Here is a 14,809-nt window from a genome sequence, read left to right as displayed (position 1 = left end):
ATATACAGAAAATAATATAAAAAAACAGGCCGAAGCCTGTTTTTTTATTCTTTCACTGCCTCAGTTACAGCCGCGGAAACGAGTGCTCCCGCTTTCTCTAATCGTTCTTTGCTGATGTGTTTCATATTATCATTCTCAGTATGATACCAGGGCCCCGGCTCCTGTGTATCGGGGCTGAGCCAAATCCAGTTAGCCGACGGAATCCCCGCTTCATAAAAAGAGACATGGTCTGAGTAACCGAGCTGAATCAGATTTGGCTTGACCAACCGGGATTTTTCAGCGGCTTTTTCAGCGTACCGGACGCTCGGGTTTTCCCTGCCGTCAGGAGTCGTGACACACATTTGACTCGCTTCTTCCCAGTCAGTCGCAATCATATCGGCATTAAAATTGGCCTGGCTGCGCTTTCTTTCATTGTTCGTGAGTGTACTGACGTAATAAGATGAACCCGCAGACCATAATTCTTCTGCACCGAACAAAATAAAGCGGATCTCTTTGTCTTGCGGTATGTGTTTGAGTTGCTTGCTGATTTCCAGAACGGCAGATGTGCCTGAGGCGTTATCATCCGCTCCGGGCGCGCCTTTTACGCTGTCATAATGCGCTGTGACATAAATAATATCAGCATCAGAAGAGTTGGCCTGTGCCGCTTTGCGCGTTCCTATAATATTTTGTGAGGTGCGGTTTTTATAGTTTTTAAATTGAATGACTGCCTGCTTTTCCTGCAGCAATGCTTCACCGTCTTCTTTTTTCATACCCGCCGCCGGTATCGTGATTCCTTTATCGGTATGCGGACGGACGGCGAGCGGTTTTGTTGTCTGATTATAAATAATGACTGCTTTAGCTCCCGCTTGTTCGGCATGTTTGATCTTTTGAGAAACGGGGATCTTTCCTTCGCGTATCACTGCAATCTTTCCTTTGGCTCCTGTTACGTCATTGCGTGATCCGCAGCCGCCGTCAAAAATCCCTCCCTCAATTCTCAGCTCTTTTTCAACAGCGGATTGATCAGCGGAGCGGAGCGGGAATTCATGATCTCCCGCTGTGACTGAACCTGAAAAGTACTTTTTCAACGGAAATGACTGTACTTTGACACTGGCGCCCTGAGCCCGCAGACGATTCGATATGTATTCAGCCGCTTCCTTTTCTTTCGCAGTTCCGGTTTCCCGCGGTCCGATGGTTTCGCTCAGATCATGCATAGTGTCCAATGCCTCATCAGCATCAAAAACCGGAGCGGTCACGGCTGAATAACCATGGGTTTCAGACAGCGGCCCGGCAGACGCGCCCCATATAACGCTTGCTGCCACCGCGGCTGACATAAATGAAAATTTCATCATAATCCCTCCTCTTATTAACACCTCTTCCCTTTCGATTGAAGAACACTGATTCCTTTAAAAAGGGGAAAAATGAATATTATTGACCAAATGAAGATGATGAAAAAGGAGGGAAAAACCCGGAAGCATAAAAAAACGCCGGGAGAATATCTCCCGGCGTCCATTCCATTACTTATTCAAGTTATAGAAAGAGTTGATACCGTGGTATTGAGCAGTTTCAGCCAACTGATCTTCGATGCGAAGAAGTTGGTTGTATTTCGCAACACGGTCCGTACGGGACGGAGCACCTGTTTTGATTTGTCCTGCATTAGTTGCCACAGCGATGTCAGCGATTGTGCTGTCTTCAGTTTCACCTGAACGGTGAGAGATAACGGCAGTGTAGCCCGCGCGTTTCGCCATTTCGATCGCATCGAAAGTTTCAGTCAATGTACCGATTTGGTTTACTTTGATCAGGATAGAGTTGCCTACGCCGTTTTTGATACCTTCAGCAAGCTTTTTCGTGTTTGTAACGAAAAGGTCGTCACCGACAAGCTGAACTTTTTTGCCAAGACGCTCTGTAAGAAGTTTGTGGCCTTCCCAGTCGTTCTCGTCAAGTCCGTCTTCGATAGAGATGATTGGGTATTTAGAAACCATTTCTTCGTACCAGTCAACCATTTCAGCAGATGTTTTCACAACGCCTTCGCCAGACAGATGGTATTTGCCGTCTTCTTTGTTGTAGAACTCAGAAGATGCAGCATCCATAGCAAGCTTCACTTCTTCGCCAGGTTTGAAGCCGGCTTTTTCGATTGCTTCAACGATTGTTTGAAGCGCTTCTTCGTTAGAACCAAGGTTCGGAGCGAATCCGCCTTCGTCACCTACAGCTGTGTTCATTCCTTTAGCAGAAAGAACTGATTTCAGGCTGTGGAAGATTTGAGCGCCCATGCGAAGCGCTTCACGGAAGTTAGGCGCGCCTACAGGCATAATCATGAATTCTTGAATGTCTACGTTGTTGTCAGCATGCTCTCCGCCGTTTACGATGTTCATCATCGGTACAGGAAGCGTTTTTGAGTTGAATCCTCCAAGGTATTGGTAAAGAGGAATCTGTAAGAAATCAGCAGCTGCGCGCGCACAAGCCATAGATACGCCAAGGATTGCGTTCGCACCGAGTTTGCCTTTGTTTTCAGTTCCGTCAAGCTCGATTAAAAGCTGATCGATTGCGTTTTGTTCAGTTACGTCAAAGCCGAGAAGCTCTGGAGAAATGATTTCGTTTACGTTGTTAACAGCAGTTAACACGCCTTTTCCAAGGTAACGGTCTTTGTCGCCGTCACGAAGCTCAACCGCTTCGTATTCACCTGTAGAAGCTCCGCTTGGCACTAATGCGCGGCCGAAAGCTCCTGTTTCTGTATATACTTCAACTTCAACTGTTGGGTTGCCGCGGGAGTCAAGGACTTCGCGTGCATAAACATCAACAATGTATGGCATGAGTTTGTCTCTCCTTTTGATTTACGCTTATTTTTGAATTAAAGATGTTCCGGTCATTTCTTTCGGTTTTTCAACACCGAGAAGGTCTAATAACGTTGGTGCGAGGTCGCCTAGGATTCCGCCTTCGCGCAGCGTCACGCCTTCTTTCGTCACAATGACAGGGACTGGGTTTGTCGTATGGGCAGTGTGCGGTTCGCCTGTTTCTGTAATCAGAATGTCTGCATTACCGTGATCAGCGGTAATGATGGCATGTCCGCCTTTAGCGATGATGGCGTCAACCACTTCGCCTAAGCATTCGTCCACTGCTTCAATTGCTTTAATCGTCGGTTCGACCATTCCGGAGTGGCCGACCATGTCAGGGTTTGCAAAGTTCAGGATGATCGCGTCGTGCTTGTCAGCCGCGATTTCTTTTACAAGAGCATCCTTCACTTCATACGCGCTCATTTCAGGCTTCAGGTCATATGTCGCGACCTTCGGCGAGTTAATGAGGATGCGCTCTTCGCCCGGGAATTCTTCTTCGCGGCCGCCGCTCATAAAGAACGTAACGTGCGGATACTTTTCAGTTTCTGCAATGCGAAGCTGTTTTAACCCGTGCTGTGCTAATACTTCACCGACCGTATTGTCAAGGTTTACCGGTTTAAAAGCCACATATCCGTCAACAGATTCACTGAAGTGAGTCAGGCAGACGAAATACAGGTTTTTCGGATGATTTTCACCGCGGTCGAAATCGCGGAAATCTTTGTTGGTAAACGTGTTTGAAATCTGGATGGCGCGGTCCGGTCTGAAATTATAGAAAATCACAGAATCGCCGTCATGAATTTTCGCAACGGGTTCACCGTTTTCTTTTGTGATGACGGACGGAATGACGAATTCATCATGAATGCCGTTCGCATAAGAATCGTCGACTACATCCATCGCGCTGCGGTAAGACGGGCCTTCGCCGTAAGCCATTGCGCGGTACGCTTTTTCCACACGGTCCCAGCGTTTGTCGCGGTCCATGGAGTAGTAGCGTCCGGAAATGCTGGCGATTTCGCCGACACCGATTTCTTCGATCTGCTCATTCAGCTGCTGAATGTAAGTTTTCGCTGTTTGCGGACCTACATCGCGGCCGTCGAGGAAACCGTGAATATACACCTTCGTCAGTCCTTCACTTTTCGCAAGCTTCAGCAGCGCGAATAAATGATTGATATGACTGTGTACGCCTCCGTCAGAAAGAAGGCCGAACAGGTGCAGCGCTTTGTCGTTGTCTTTCGCGTTTTTGATGGCGTCAAGGAACGTTTGATTGCGTTCGAATTCGCCTTCGCGGATGGCAACGTTCACGCGTGTTAAGCTTTGGTACACAATACGTCCTGCGCCGATATTCAAATGACCGACTTCAGAGTTCCCCATCTGTCCTTCAGGCAGTCCGACTGCTTCGCCTGATGCCGTCAGCGTCTGATGAGGGTATTGGTTCCAATAACGGTCGAAATTCGGTTTTTTCGCTTGTGCGACTGCGTTTCCGACTGTTTCATTGCGTAATCCGAACCCATCAAGAATGATGAGTGCAGCTGGTTTTTTACTCATATTGACCTTCCTCCAATAATTGAACGAATGACTGCGGTTCAAGGCTTGCGCCGCCGACCAAAGCACCGTCAATATCGGACTCTGCCATATATTCTTTAATATTTGCAGGTTTTACGCTGCCGCCGTATTGAATGCGGAGCTTGTCAGCAGTTTCCTGGCTGAAGCTTTCAGCAACGACTTTACGGATATGTGCGCAGACGTCGTTAGCATCTTTCGCTGTAGAAGATTTGCCTGTTCCGATTGCCCAGATTGGCTCGTACGCAATAACGGAAGCGGCAACTTGCTCTTCAGAAAGACCCGCAAGACCTTTTTTCACTTGATCGGCAACAAGATCATTTGTTTTTCCGGCTTCGCGCTCTTCAAGCGTTTCACCTACGCAAATGATCGGCACAATGCCGTGTTTGAAAGCGGCATGCGCTTTTTTGTTAACTGTTTCATCAGTTTCAGCGAACATTTCACGGCGCTCAGAGTGGCCGATGACGCAGTAATCCACGCCAAGGTCTTTCAGAGCGACCGGGCTGATTTCACCTGTGAACGCACCGTTTTCTTCAAAATGCATGTTTTGGGCGCCGACTTTCAGGTCAGTTCCTTTAACAGCAGAAGTCAGCTTTTCTAAGAAAAGAGCTGGTGCGCAAACAACGGCTTCCGCTTTGTCTGCTGCTGGAATGGAAGATTTCACTTCTTCAACGAAGCTGACAGCTTCGCCGAGTGTTTTGTTCATTTTCCAGTTACCGGCTATAATTGGTTTTCTCATCTGTTCCACTTCCTTATAGCAGTTTTTATTTATCGTTCAGCGCAGCTACACCCGGAAGCTCTTTGCCTTCCATGAATTCAAGGGATGCGCCGCCGCCTGTTGAGATATGGCTCATTTTGTCAGCAAGGCCGAATTTTTCAACGGCTGCCGCAGAGTCTCCTCCGCCGATGACAGAGTATGTATCGTTTGCCTCTGCCAATGCTTCAGCCACTGCTTTTGTGCCTTGAGCGAACAAGTCGATTTCGAATACGCCCATCGGTCCGTTCCATACGACAAGTTTGCTGTTTTTGATAACTTCAGCATACGTTTCGCGGGTTTTCGTTCCGATGTCGATCGCTTCTAAATCACTTGGAATCTCAGAGATCGGCACGATTTGAACGTTTGCATCGTTAGAGAAATCATCAGCAACGAGCACGTCTTCCGGCATATAGAATGTAACGCCTTTTTCTTTCGCGCGGTCCATGAATGATTTTGCAAGTTCGATTTTATCTTCTTCAAGCAAAGATTTACCGACTTCATAGCCAAGCGCTTTTACGAATGTGTAAGCAAGACCTCCGCCGATGATCAGGTTGTCCACTTTATCAAGCAGACTTTCGATTACGCCGATTTTGTCTTTTACTTTCGCGCCGCCGATGATTGCCGTAAACGGGCGCTCAGGATTTGTCACGGCTTTGCCGAGAACGTCAAGCTCTTTTTCCATCAGGAATCCTGCAACCGCCGGCAGATGCTCGGCAATTCCGGCTGTAGATGCGTGAGCACGGTGGGCAGCACCGAATGCGTCATTGACATATACATCCGCAAGCTCAGCAAATGCTTTAGCAAGCTCAGGATCGTTTTTCTCTTCACCAGGGTAGAAACGTACGTTTTCCAATACAAGAACGTCTCCGTCCTTCATATCAGAAATTTGTGCTTTTACAGCATCGCCGTAAGCTTCATCCGCTTTTTTCACTTCTTTGCCGAGCAGTTCGCCTAAGCGTGCAGCGACAGGAGTTAAACGAAGCTCCTCAACCGTTTCGCCTTTCGGGCGGCCTAAGTGGCTCGCAAGAAGGACTTTCGCGCCTTGGTCTGCAAGGTGTTTGATTGTTGGAAGCGCAGCTCGGATACGAGTATCGTCTGTTACTTCCCCGTCTTTCATTGGAACGTTAAAGTCAACGCGGCAGAATACGACTTTGCCTTTTACGTCGATGTCTTTTACTGTTTTTTTATTCATGCCTTAGGAGATCCTCCTTCAAAATGGTTTGCATAGCACGAAAAACGTGAAACGTGAAACCGCCTCATGATGCTTCCGCCGCGGGGCAGATTGCAGCTTCCGGGCACGGGGCAGATCGTCTTCTGAGCCAGGGCAGGCGGCTCAGAAAACGAAAGTGCCGCGGAAACTTCAAAACGCGGACGTTCTGCAGCAATCCGGCGCTTTCTGAAAGCCGGTTCTCATGGAAAAAGGGAAAGGGAGTCCGTCCCCTTCCCTTGTCCGCTTTCATTATAGCGTTTCTGTCCGAAAGAACCAAGTCCGGCCCTTTCCGGGAGCTATGAATTAAAGACCTTGTTTTGCGATGTAAGCTGCAAGGTCAACAACGCGGTTAGAGTAGCCGCTTTCGTTATCGTACCAAGAGATTACTTTTACCATGCTGCCTTCCATAACCATTGTAGAAAGAGCATCGATTGTAGAAGAGTTAGCATTGCCGTTGTAATCTCCGGATACTAATGGCTCTTCGCTGTAGCCGAGAATTCCTTTAAGATCGCCTTCAGCCGCTTCTTTAAGAGCTGCGTTTACGTCTTCAGCCGTTACGTCTTTGTTAAGTTCAGCAACTAGGTCAACAAGAGAAACGTTTGGAGTCGGCACACGCATAGCTCCGCCGTTCAGTTTGCCTTTCAGTTCAGGAAGAACAAGGGAAACTGCTTTAGCAGCACCAGTTGATGTAGGAATGATGTTTTCAGCTGCTGCACGCGCACGACGGTAGTCTTTGTGCGGAAGATCAAGAATTTGCTGATCGTTTGTGTAAGAGTGAACAGTTGTCATCATACCGCGTTTGATGCCGAATTTGTCGTTAAGTACTTTTGCAAACGGCGCAAGGCAGTTTGTTGTGCAAGATGCGTTAGAGATAACATGGTGGTTAGCCGCATCGTATTTGTCTTCGTTAACACCCATAACGATTGTGATATCTTCTTCGTTAGCAGGTGCAGAGATGATAACTTTTTTCGCGCCTGCTTCTAAGTGTTTCGCAGCGTCTGCGCGTTTTGTGAAGAAACCAGTAGATTCAACTACGATTTCAACGCCTTGTTTGCCCCAGCTGAGTTTCGCAGGATCGCGCTCAGCAGAAACTTCGATTGTTTTGCCGTTAACAACAAGGTTGCTGCCGTCAACTTTAACTTCTGCATCTAATTTTCCGTGTACGGAATCATATTGTAAAAGATGAGCAAGCATGTTAGCGTCTGTTAAATCGTTAACCGCTACTACCTCAACTTCAGGATTGTTTAATGCTGCGCGGAATACGTTACGTCCAATACGACCAAAACCGTTAATACCGACTTTTACTGCCATGATTATTTCCTCCTTTAAATAAGTGAGAGATATTTATATTGAGGGACTGTTATCCCTTAATAACTTCTTTGCGGCTCCTTCGTCCGTGACGAGAACCGTGTTTCGCTGCTTTTTAAAATAAGCTTCGATTGCTTCTGCTTTTGATGATCCGCCCGCTACCGCGATAATGTCGGGAATGGCATCGAGGTCATCAAGCTGCATTCCGACTGAATGCACCTTGTGAACGACTTCTCCGTCCGCATTAAAGTAGTAGCCGAATGCCTCTGTCACCGCATGATTGTCATCTATTTTCTTCAAATCTTCCAAAGGCGTGTTTCTTCGCTCCGCCATTGTTCTAGCTTCGCCGATTCCGTGAACGAGCATACTCGCTGATTTAATCGTGTGAAGCACCTCTTTTACGGAAGGCTCTTCAATAATAGATGAGTAGGCGCCTTGTGACAGCTGCCCGGGAACGAACAAAAGCCGGTAAGTGCCTGAAGCCTTTTCCGCCATATGCGCGCATATGGTGTTCGCCTGGTTTTTCACATCTTCGCCTAAACCGCCTCTTGCGGGCACAAACAGGAGCTCGCGGTTTTTTGAATCCGGCGTCATCATATCGGCGACGGCTTCAATTGTCGTACCGCCGGTTACAGCGACGATATTTTTGCCTGAAAATCTCTTTTTCATACATGCAACGGCCGCTCTCCCTAATTCTTTTTTGACCCAAGGAGATTGGTCGCTGTCTCCGGAAACGATAATGGCGTCTTTCAGATTAAGCCGCTCTTTTAATGTCTTTTCCAAAAGCGTCAATCCTAAAACATCCTTCATCGTATCTTCCAGAATCGAAAGCAGTGAGTAGCCCTCTTCCGTCATTGTCATGCCGTTTGTTTTAATATCGATGAGATTCTGTTCTTTCAAAAACTGAACCTCGCTTCTGAGAACGCGCTCGGTCAATCCGAGACTGGCTGCAAGACTTCTGCGGCCGATCGGTTCGGTAAGCCTGATATACTGCAAGATTTCAAATCTTTTCTGCATCACAAGCAAAAGATCAGGCAATAATTTTTTTTGAGCTTGTATTAACTGGTTCATGACTCAAACGTTCCTTCCTATTCATACTGGACAGAAAATGTCCCGCTATGACAAAAAACGTCCCATCATAGCCAAAAAAAATTATGTCTGCTTTCTTTAATTATTTTAACAGGATGACATTGTTAATTCAACTGTTAAAGGTCAATTCGTCGACATTCTTCGCAGGATTTCCCAGTATCTCCTTGATACAGTCATTATATACAGAAACGGAATGAAGGTGACAGACAAAAGCCCGCCGGAGCGGACTTTTGTCGTAAAACGCTTTCATTTTATCCAGAGTTTTTCTATTTCTTCTAATGATTTATTTTTCGTCTCAGGGCAGATCGTCACGACAAACAAGAAACAGAGAATATTAATGACGGCGAATATCCAGAAGGTGTACGCGAGCCCCAACCCGCTGATCATCATCGGCACGAACTGGCCGATCGCCCAGTTGGCCCCCCATAAGAATATCGTCGCAATACCGGCGGCGCGTGCGCGGAGGTGGTTCGGAAAGATTTCCGAAATCATGATCCACGTAATCGGCCCGACTGATACGCAGAAAGCGGCGACGAATCCCAATATGATGACGACTAAAGCCGGACCGCTCGCCAGCTGAAAATAAAAGGATGCCCCGATTAAGATCATGAACAGCGCCATAAAGGCTGATCCGACCCCCATCAGCTTTTTCCGGCCTACCTTATCGACTAAAAGAACCGCGATAATGGTGAAAATCACTTCAACGACACCGACGATGCATGTCGTGATAAACCCCGCATTCTGTCCGAAGCCCATCATTTTGAAAATTTCCGGCCCGTAATACGTAATTGCGTTCATGCCGATGACCTGATTGAATAAAGCCAGCAGAATCCCGATCACAAGCGCTTTTCTCAGCCCCGGTTTAAACAGCTGAGACAATGACCCCATTTTTTCTAATTGTAAAGACGTTTCGATTTGTTTGATTTCTTCTTTCGCGGTCTGCTCGCCGTTAATGCGCGTCAGCACGGCGAGGGCTTCATTCCGGCGCCCCGCTTTCGCAAGCCAGCGCGGGCTTTCAGGCACGATAAGCAGCACGATAAAAAAGATGACGGACGGAATCATGCCGTAAGCGAGCATCCAGCGCCAGCCGGTGTGCACTCCCCATTCATACGAGCCGGACTGCTGAACGGCGAGGTTAATAAAATAAGTGCCGGAGATCCCTAATATCGTAAACAGCTGATACAGTGAAGACAGACTGCCGCGTATGGCCGGCGGAGCGGCTTCGGTAATATACGTGACAGAAAGCGAGGAGCCCATGCCGATTCCCAGACCGCCGATGACTCTGGCGATCACTAAGGAAGACACACTTTGCGAAAGCGCAGAGACAACCGCTGACACCGCAAACAACAGCGCCGCTGCCATCAAAATCTTTCTCCGTCCGAAACGGTCGCTCAAAAATCCGGAAATCCCGACGCCGAAAACACCGCCGATCATTATGCTTGAAATCACGAGCCCTTCCATAAAAGGACTTAAGCGGTACAAATCTTTCAGGAAACCGATGGCGCCGGAAATCACCGCCGTGTCATAACCGTACAAAAGCCCTCCCAGTCCGGCCGCGCATGAGATGAGAATGACAAACCACTTGGAATGCTGCCGAGTGACAGGTACATTTGAGCCAATTGGTGCCGGGTGATTCTTCATGAATTTTACCCTCCCGCGAATAATAGAATAAAAACGCTTACAAATCTGAGTGCGGCGCTTGATGTTGCTTTGTTTTCTTCAGAATCGCCACATTTGTACGTACTTATAAAGAATTTTATCTAAAAATAAGGAAAATTAGTACGTACAAATAAAGAATAAGCAGTTTTTCATAATCTGTCAATTATTTTTACAGCTTGATGAAAGGGCTTACTATGTTATACTGGAATTTGTCCGTATACATTTTGGAGGAATTGATATGCTACCGAAATATGCTCAAGTAAAAGAAGAAATTTGTTCATGGCTGAATCAAGGAAAAATACAGCCGGACGAAAAGCTGCCTACGGAAAATGAGCTGATGCAGCAGTTCGGCGTCAGCCGCCATACCATCAGAAAGGCGATCGGAGATTTGGTCTCGCAAGGGCTGCTGTACAGCGTTCAGGGCGGAGGCACCTTTGTCGCTTCACGCACGGCGAAATCAGCCATGCATTCAAACAAAACGATCGGCGTCATTACAACGTACATATCAGACTATATTTTTCCGAGCATCATCAGGGGAATTGAATCTTATTTAAGCGAACAGGGCTATTCCATGCTGCTGACGAGCACCAACAACAATACAGAAAGTGAACGGCGCGGCCTTGAAAACCTGCTGTCCAAAAATATAGACGGGCTGATTGTCGAGCCTACAAAAAGCGCGCTGCAGACGCCCAACATCGGCTACTATCTCAATCTGGAGAAAAACGGCATTCCGTTTGCCATGATTAACGCCTCTTATGCGGAGCTGGCCGCACCGAGCTTTTCCGTCAATGACGTCAAAGGCGGCATGATGGCTTGCGAATACGTCATGTCCCTCGGACACACGCACATTATGGGAATCTTTAAAGCGGATGACACGCAGGGCGTCAAACGGATGAACGGCTATCTTCAGGCGCATCGGGAGCGCGGGATTTTCCCGTCTCCGGACATGATCGTGACTTACACGACTGAGGAAAAAGAAACCGTGCTTCTCCAAAAAATTAAGCATACCCTTGAGCAAAACAGCGGGTCATATCCGACGGCCATTCTTTGCTACAATGACGAAATTGCGCTGAAGACGATTAATCTTCTCAGGGAATTAGGGTTAAAGGTGCCTGATGACATATCGGTCATGGGCTATGACGATTCACATTTCGCCCAGATTTCCGAGGTGAAGCTCACCTCTATCAAGCATCCGAAATCCATTATGGGGAAAGCGGCGGCAAAATACGTCATCGACTGCTTAGAACATAAAAAGCCGAAGAAGGATGACGTCGTGTATGAACCGGAACTCGTCATCCGGAATTCAGTCAAGCGGATCGGCGAATAAAAAAAGCAATGTGCGCGGCACATTGCTTTTTTTGCTCAGCTGTTTTTTAATTCGGCGATGATCTCAAATGATCTCATTCTGTCGGCATGCTCAAAGCTTTCTGAATTCACCATGATTTCATCCGCCTGTGTTGTCCGGATAAAGCTTTCCAGCTTTTCCTTCACACGCTCCGGTCCGCCGACGATCGTTGAACTGAGCTGTTCATTGACCATCGCTTTTTCATACGGCGACCAGATTTGATCCATGTCTTCAACAGGAGGCTTCAGCTGGTTCGGCGTGCCGCGGACGAGGTCTAAAAATCTTTGATAATGCGATGTTGCCAGATGCTCCGCCTTTTCATCCGTATCGGCGGCAATGACGGTGACGCCGACCATCGCGTACGGTTGATCCAGTACGTCTGACGAACGGAAGGAGCTGCGGTACAGTTCAAGAGCGGGCACGGTATTTTTCGGTGAGAAGTGAGCCGCAAAGGCGAACGGAAGCCCGAGCTCACCCGCAAGACGCGCGCTGAAGCCGCTTGAGCCCAAAAGCCAGATCGGCACGTCCAGCCCTTCGCCCGGAATGGCGCGGACTTGATTGCGCACATTGCCTGACGGTTTGAAGTAATTTCTCAATTCTTCAAGCTGCTCCGGAAAATCTTCCCCGCTGTTTATGTTTCTTCGTAAAGCTCTCGCTGTTAATTGGTCGGTTCCCGGCGCGCGTCCGAGCCCCAGGTCAATCCGCCCCGGATATAACGTTTCAAGGGTTCCGAACTGCTCCGCGATCACAAGTGAAGAATGATTCGGCAGCATAATACCCCCAGAACCGACGCGGATTTTTTTCGTGCCTCCGGCGATGTGGCCGATCAGCACCGCCGTTGCCGAGCTGGCAACTCCTTCTATATTATGATGCTCCGCAAGCCAATAGCGGTTATAGCCCCACTCCTCGGCGCGGCGCGCTAAATCCATGCTGTTGCGGAACGATTCAGCAACCGTTCCCCCCTGTACGACCGGCGATAAATTCAATACGGAAAACGCAGTATCTTTCAATGTATGTTCAGCCATCGTTTTCTCCTTTATGGTTTAGTGTAAGCAGATCTTAAACAAGGTCTCTACCACACACCTTACCACAGCTTTTCCCGTGAGTTAAACAATTTGATTCGATGATCTTCGAACAATCAGTCAGCGGCGGTTTTCTTACGGATGAACAGCTCCTCGGCGACATCAATAAAAAGCTTGGCGGCAAGTGATGCGTCTTTCATGGAAGGAACCGCCAGCTGTACCTCCCTGAATACATCCGGCGCAAACTCTTTAATCACCACTTCTTCCGGGAGGGGATTGCCGGCCATGGACATATCGGATAAGATTGCCATGCCCAACCCCTCCCGCACCATATTGATGGACGTGCTGACATTAAACACGGTAAAGGCCGCGCAAAGTTCGGCACCGGCTTGTTTAAACAGGCCTGCAAAAGGTGACGTGTAACCGCCTTCGCAAACCACCATCGGTTCACCGTCCAGATCTTTTATCGTTACGGTTGAGCGTGCGGCGAGAGGATGATCTTTATGCATAACCGCTGCCATTTTGTCTTTTTTCAGCAGAAAGTAATCCATATCCTCTGTCGGGAACAGCAGAATGCCCGCGTCAATCATCCGGGATTGCAGCCATTCTTTTACTTCGTCCGCCGTTCCTTCATGAAGCACCAACTCAAGCTTCGGATACCGTTTTTTAAACACACTGATCAGCTTTGGAATGAAATAAGCGGAAGCGGCCGGAAATGTGCCGATGTGTATCGTTCCCTGTTCAAGCCCTCTTTCCGCGGCCGCCAGCTGCTCGGCTTTTTCAATGCCTTTGAGCACCTCTCTGATATGGACGAGAATTTTTCCGCCCGTGTCCGTGAGCCTTACGCCGTTGCGGCGCTCGCGGACGATCAGCTTGATGCCGAGCTCTGACTCAAGCGCAGAGATGGCATGGCTGACAGCGGGCTGCGTCATATTCAGCGCCTGCCCCGCTTTTGTAAAGCTTCCCGTTTCAGCGATTTGAACAAAAACCCGCAGTTGTGTAATCGTCATAACGTTTTACTTATGCTCCTTATAAAAAAGATTCATTTTATTTATCTTACTGATTACCGTATCATATGATGGAATTGTTCTACAAGGAGTGAACGACGTGAAACAGCTTTCGAAAATACAGACGGCTCTTATGCTGGCGTTTCTAGTCACGGTATGGGGAATTAACTGGCCGCTGACAAAAGCCGCGCTCGCCTATTCGCCGCCTCTTCTGTTTGCCGGAATCCGCACGCTGATCGGCGGACTTCTATTATTAATGGTGGCGCTGCCCCGTTTTAAAAAGCTGCGTTTTAAAGAAACGTGGCCGATCTATCTTATTTCTGCCATTTTAAATATTACTTTATTTTACGGCCTGCAAACGGTCGGCTTGAATTACCTGCCTGCCGGCTTATTTTCAGCCATCGTGTTTTTCCAGCCGGTGTTAATGGGCGTTTTTTCTTGGCTGTGGCTCGGGGAATCGATGTATCCTTTGAAAATAGCCGGTCTTATTCTGGGCTTTGCCGGTGTCGCCGTCATCAGCGCAGCCGGTTTCGGTGGCCATATTTCCATCGCCGGCATTCTTTTGGCCTTAGGCTCCGCGGTCAGCTGGGCGCTCGGCACGGTATATGTGAAAAGAACGGGCGGACGCGCGGACTCTATCTGGATGGTCGCTCTTCAGCTTCTGATCGGCGGCGTGCTGCTTGTCAGCTCCGGCCATTTTTCAGAAAGCTTTTCAGCGATTCAATGGAAAGCTCCGTTCATTCTCAGCCTTCTGTTCATTTCGGTATTTGTCATCGCGCTCGGCTGGCTCGCCTTTTTTACGCTTGTCGGTTCAGGGGAAGCAAGCAAGGTTGCCTCTTACACCTTCCTGATCCCGCTCATATCCATTGTCGTCAGCTCGATATTTCTGCATGAGCCGCTGACCGTCAGCCTTTTAGCCGGACTGCTTCTGATCGTCACAAGCATTTGTTTTGTGAATATAACACCGAAGAAACTGAAAACACCTGCTCTGGCCGCAGAAAAAAAGGCCGTTCATTAAAAAAACTCTTGCCGCGGGGCAAGAGTTTTT

12 protein-coding genes are annotated in these 14,809 nt (G+C 48.2%); 2 read left to right on the top strand and 10 right to left on the bottom strand.

Annotation, left to right across the window (positions count from 1 at the left end; genetic code table 11):
* Nucleotides 1-44: 44 nt before the first annotated feature.
* The 8 genes from OQ477_RS14710 to OQ477_RS14675 all read right to left on the bottom strand — a co-directional run bounded on the left by OQ477_RS14710 (nucleotide 45) and on the right by OQ477_RS14675 (nucleotide 10,369).
* Nucleotides 45-1,325: a M20/M25/M40 family metallo-hydrolase gene (locus OQ477_RS14710; RefSeq protein ID WP_265972953.1), complete on the bottom strand. Its 1,281-nt coding sequence runs from the start codon at nucleotides 1,323-1,325 to the stop codon at nucleotides 45-47.
* A gap of 168 nt (nucleotides 1,326-1,493) precedes the next feature.
* On the bottom strand, nucleotides 1,494-2,786 hold the full coding sequence (gene eno / locus OQ477_RS14705; protein ID WP_007409956.1) for a phosphopyruvate hydratase: 1,293 nt from the start codon (nucleotides 2,784-2,786) through the stop codon (nucleotides 1,494-1,496).
* Between the two features lie 27 nt (nucleotides 2,787-2,813).
* On the bottom strand, nucleotides 2,814-4,349 hold the full coding sequence (gpmI, locus tag OQ477_RS14700; RefSeq protein WP_003151620.1) for a 2,3-bisphosphoglycerate-independent phosphoglycerate mutase: 1,536 nt from the start codon (nucleotides 4,347-4,349) through the stop codon (nucleotides 2,814-2,816).
* Nucleotides 4,342-5,103, bottom strand: a complete 762-nt coding sequence (gene tpiA, locus OQ477_RS14695) for a triose-phosphate isomerase (protein WP_003151618.1) — start codon at nucleotides 5,101-5,103, stop codon at nucleotides 4,342-4,344. The genes gpmI and tpiA overlap by 8 nt, the downstream gene beginning before the upstream one ends.
* Nucleotides 5,104-5,128: 25 nt before the next feature.
* Complete coding sequence (locus OQ477_RS14690) at nucleotides 5,129-6,313, bottom strand: phosphoglycerate kinase (RefSeq protein ID WP_025649298.1); 1,185 nt, start codon at nucleotides 6,311-6,313, stop codon at nucleotides 5,129-5,131.
* A gap of 321 nt (nucleotides 6,314-6,634) precedes the next feature.
* A complete protein-coding gene (gap, locus tag OQ477_RS14685) occupies nucleotides 6,635-7,642 on the bottom strand; it encodes a type I glyceraldehyde-3-phosphate dehydrogenase (protein WP_003151611.1) in 1,008 nt (335 codons plus the stop codon).
* Nucleotides 7,643-7,675: 33 nt separating this feature from the next.
* Nucleotides 7,676-8,710: a gapA transcriptional regulator CggR gene (cggR, locus tag OQ477_RS14680; RefSeq protein WP_003151607.1), complete on the bottom strand. Its 1,035-nt coding sequence runs from the start codon at nucleotides 8,708-8,710 to the stop codon at nucleotides 7,676-7,678.
* Nucleotides 8,711-8,974: 264 nt separating this feature from the next.
* Entirely contained in the window at nucleotides 8,975-10,369 is a 1,395-nt protein-coding gene (locus tag OQ477_RS14675; protein ID WP_003151605.1) for a sugar porter family MFS transporter, read from the bottom strand.
* Nucleotides 10,370-10,625: 256 nt separating this feature from the next.
* On the opposite strand from OQ477_RS14675, the gene OQ477_RS14670 reads away from it, so the two are divergent.
* On the top strand, nucleotides 10,626-11,714 hold the full coding sequence (locus OQ477_RS14670) for a GntR family transcriptional regulator (protein ID WP_265972951.1): 1,089 nt from the start codon (nucleotides 10,626-10,628) through the stop codon (nucleotides 11,712-11,714).
* 35 nt (nucleotides 11,715-11,749) lie between these two features.
* On the opposite strand, the gene OQ477_RS14665 is transcribed toward OQ477_RS14670, so the two are convergent.
* Together OQ477_RS14665 and OQ477_RS14660 are read right to left on the bottom strand one after the other, a co-directional pair.
* Nucleotides 11,750-12,757, bottom strand: a complete 1,008-nt coding sequence (locus OQ477_RS14665; RefSeq protein ID WP_265972949.1) for an LLM class flavin-dependent oxidoreductase — start codon at nucleotides 12,755-12,757, stop codon at nucleotides 11,750-11,752.
* Between the two features lie 113 nt (nucleotides 12,758-12,870).
* Entirely contained in the window at nucleotides 12,871-13,764 is an 894-nt protein-coding gene (locus OQ477_RS14660; RefSeq protein WP_265972947.1) for a LysR family transcriptional regulator, read from the bottom strand.
* 97 nt (nucleotides 13,765-13,861) lie between these two features.
* On the opposite strand from OQ477_RS14660, the gene OQ477_RS14655 reads away from it, so the two are divergent.
* Entirely contained in the window at nucleotides 13,862-14,779 is a 918-nt protein-coding gene (locus tag OQ477_RS14655) for a DMT family transporter (protein ID WP_003151595.1), read from the top strand.
* Nucleotides 14,780-14,809 lie beyond the last annotated feature (30 nt).

It is taken from the genome of Bacillus sp. ChL18, assembly GCF_026241425.1.
Classification (GTDB): Bacteria; Bacillota; Bacilli; order Bacillales; family Bacillaceae; genus Bacillus; species Bacillus velezensis.
The sequence above is the reverse complement of the archived record's forward strand: the minus strand, read 5'-3'. Positions and strand labels throughout refer to the sequence as shown.

Coding starts and splice junctions, on each gene's coding strand:
- cggR (WP_003151607.1), bottom strand. CDS start 8,710: ATGAACCAGTTAATACAAGCTCAAAAAAAATTATTGCCTGATCTTTTG.
- eno (WP_007409956.1), bottom strand. CDS start 2,786: ATGCCATACATTGTTGATGTTTATGCACGCGAAGTCCTTGACTCCCGC.
- OQ477_RS14670 (WP_265972951.1), top strand. CDS start 10,626: ATGCTACCGAAATATGCTCAAGTAAAAGAAGAAATTTGTTCATGGCTG.
- OQ477_RS14660 (WP_265972947.1), bottom strand. CDS start 13,764: ATGACGATTACACAACTGCGGGTTTTTGTTCAAATCGCTGAAACGGGA.
- OQ477_RS14710 (WP_265972953.1), bottom strand. CDS start 1,325: ATGAAATTTTCATTTATGTCAGCCGCGGTGGCAGCAAGCGTTATATGG.
- OQ477_RS14665 (WP_265972949.1), bottom strand. CDS start 12,757: ATGGCTGAACATACATTGAAAGATACTGCGTTTTCCGTATTGAATTTA.
- OQ477_RS14690 (WP_025649298.1), bottom strand. CDS start 6,313: ATGAATAAAAAAACAGTAAAAGACATCGACGTAAAAGGCAAAGTCGTA.
- tpiA (WP_003151618.1), bottom strand. CDS start 5,103: ATGAGAAAACCAATTATAGCCGGTAACTGGAAAATGAACAAAACACTC.
- OQ477_RS14675 (WP_003151605.1), bottom strand. CDS start 10,369: ATGAAGAATCACCCGGCACCAATTGGCTCAAATGTACCTGTCACTCGG.
- gpmI (WP_003151620.1), bottom strand. CDS start 4,349: ATGAGTAAAAAACCAGCTGCACTCATCATTCTTGATGGGTTCGGATTA.
- gap (WP_003151611.1), bottom strand. CDS start 7,642: ATGGCAGTAAAAGTCGGTATTAACGGTTTTGGTCGTATTGGACGTAAC.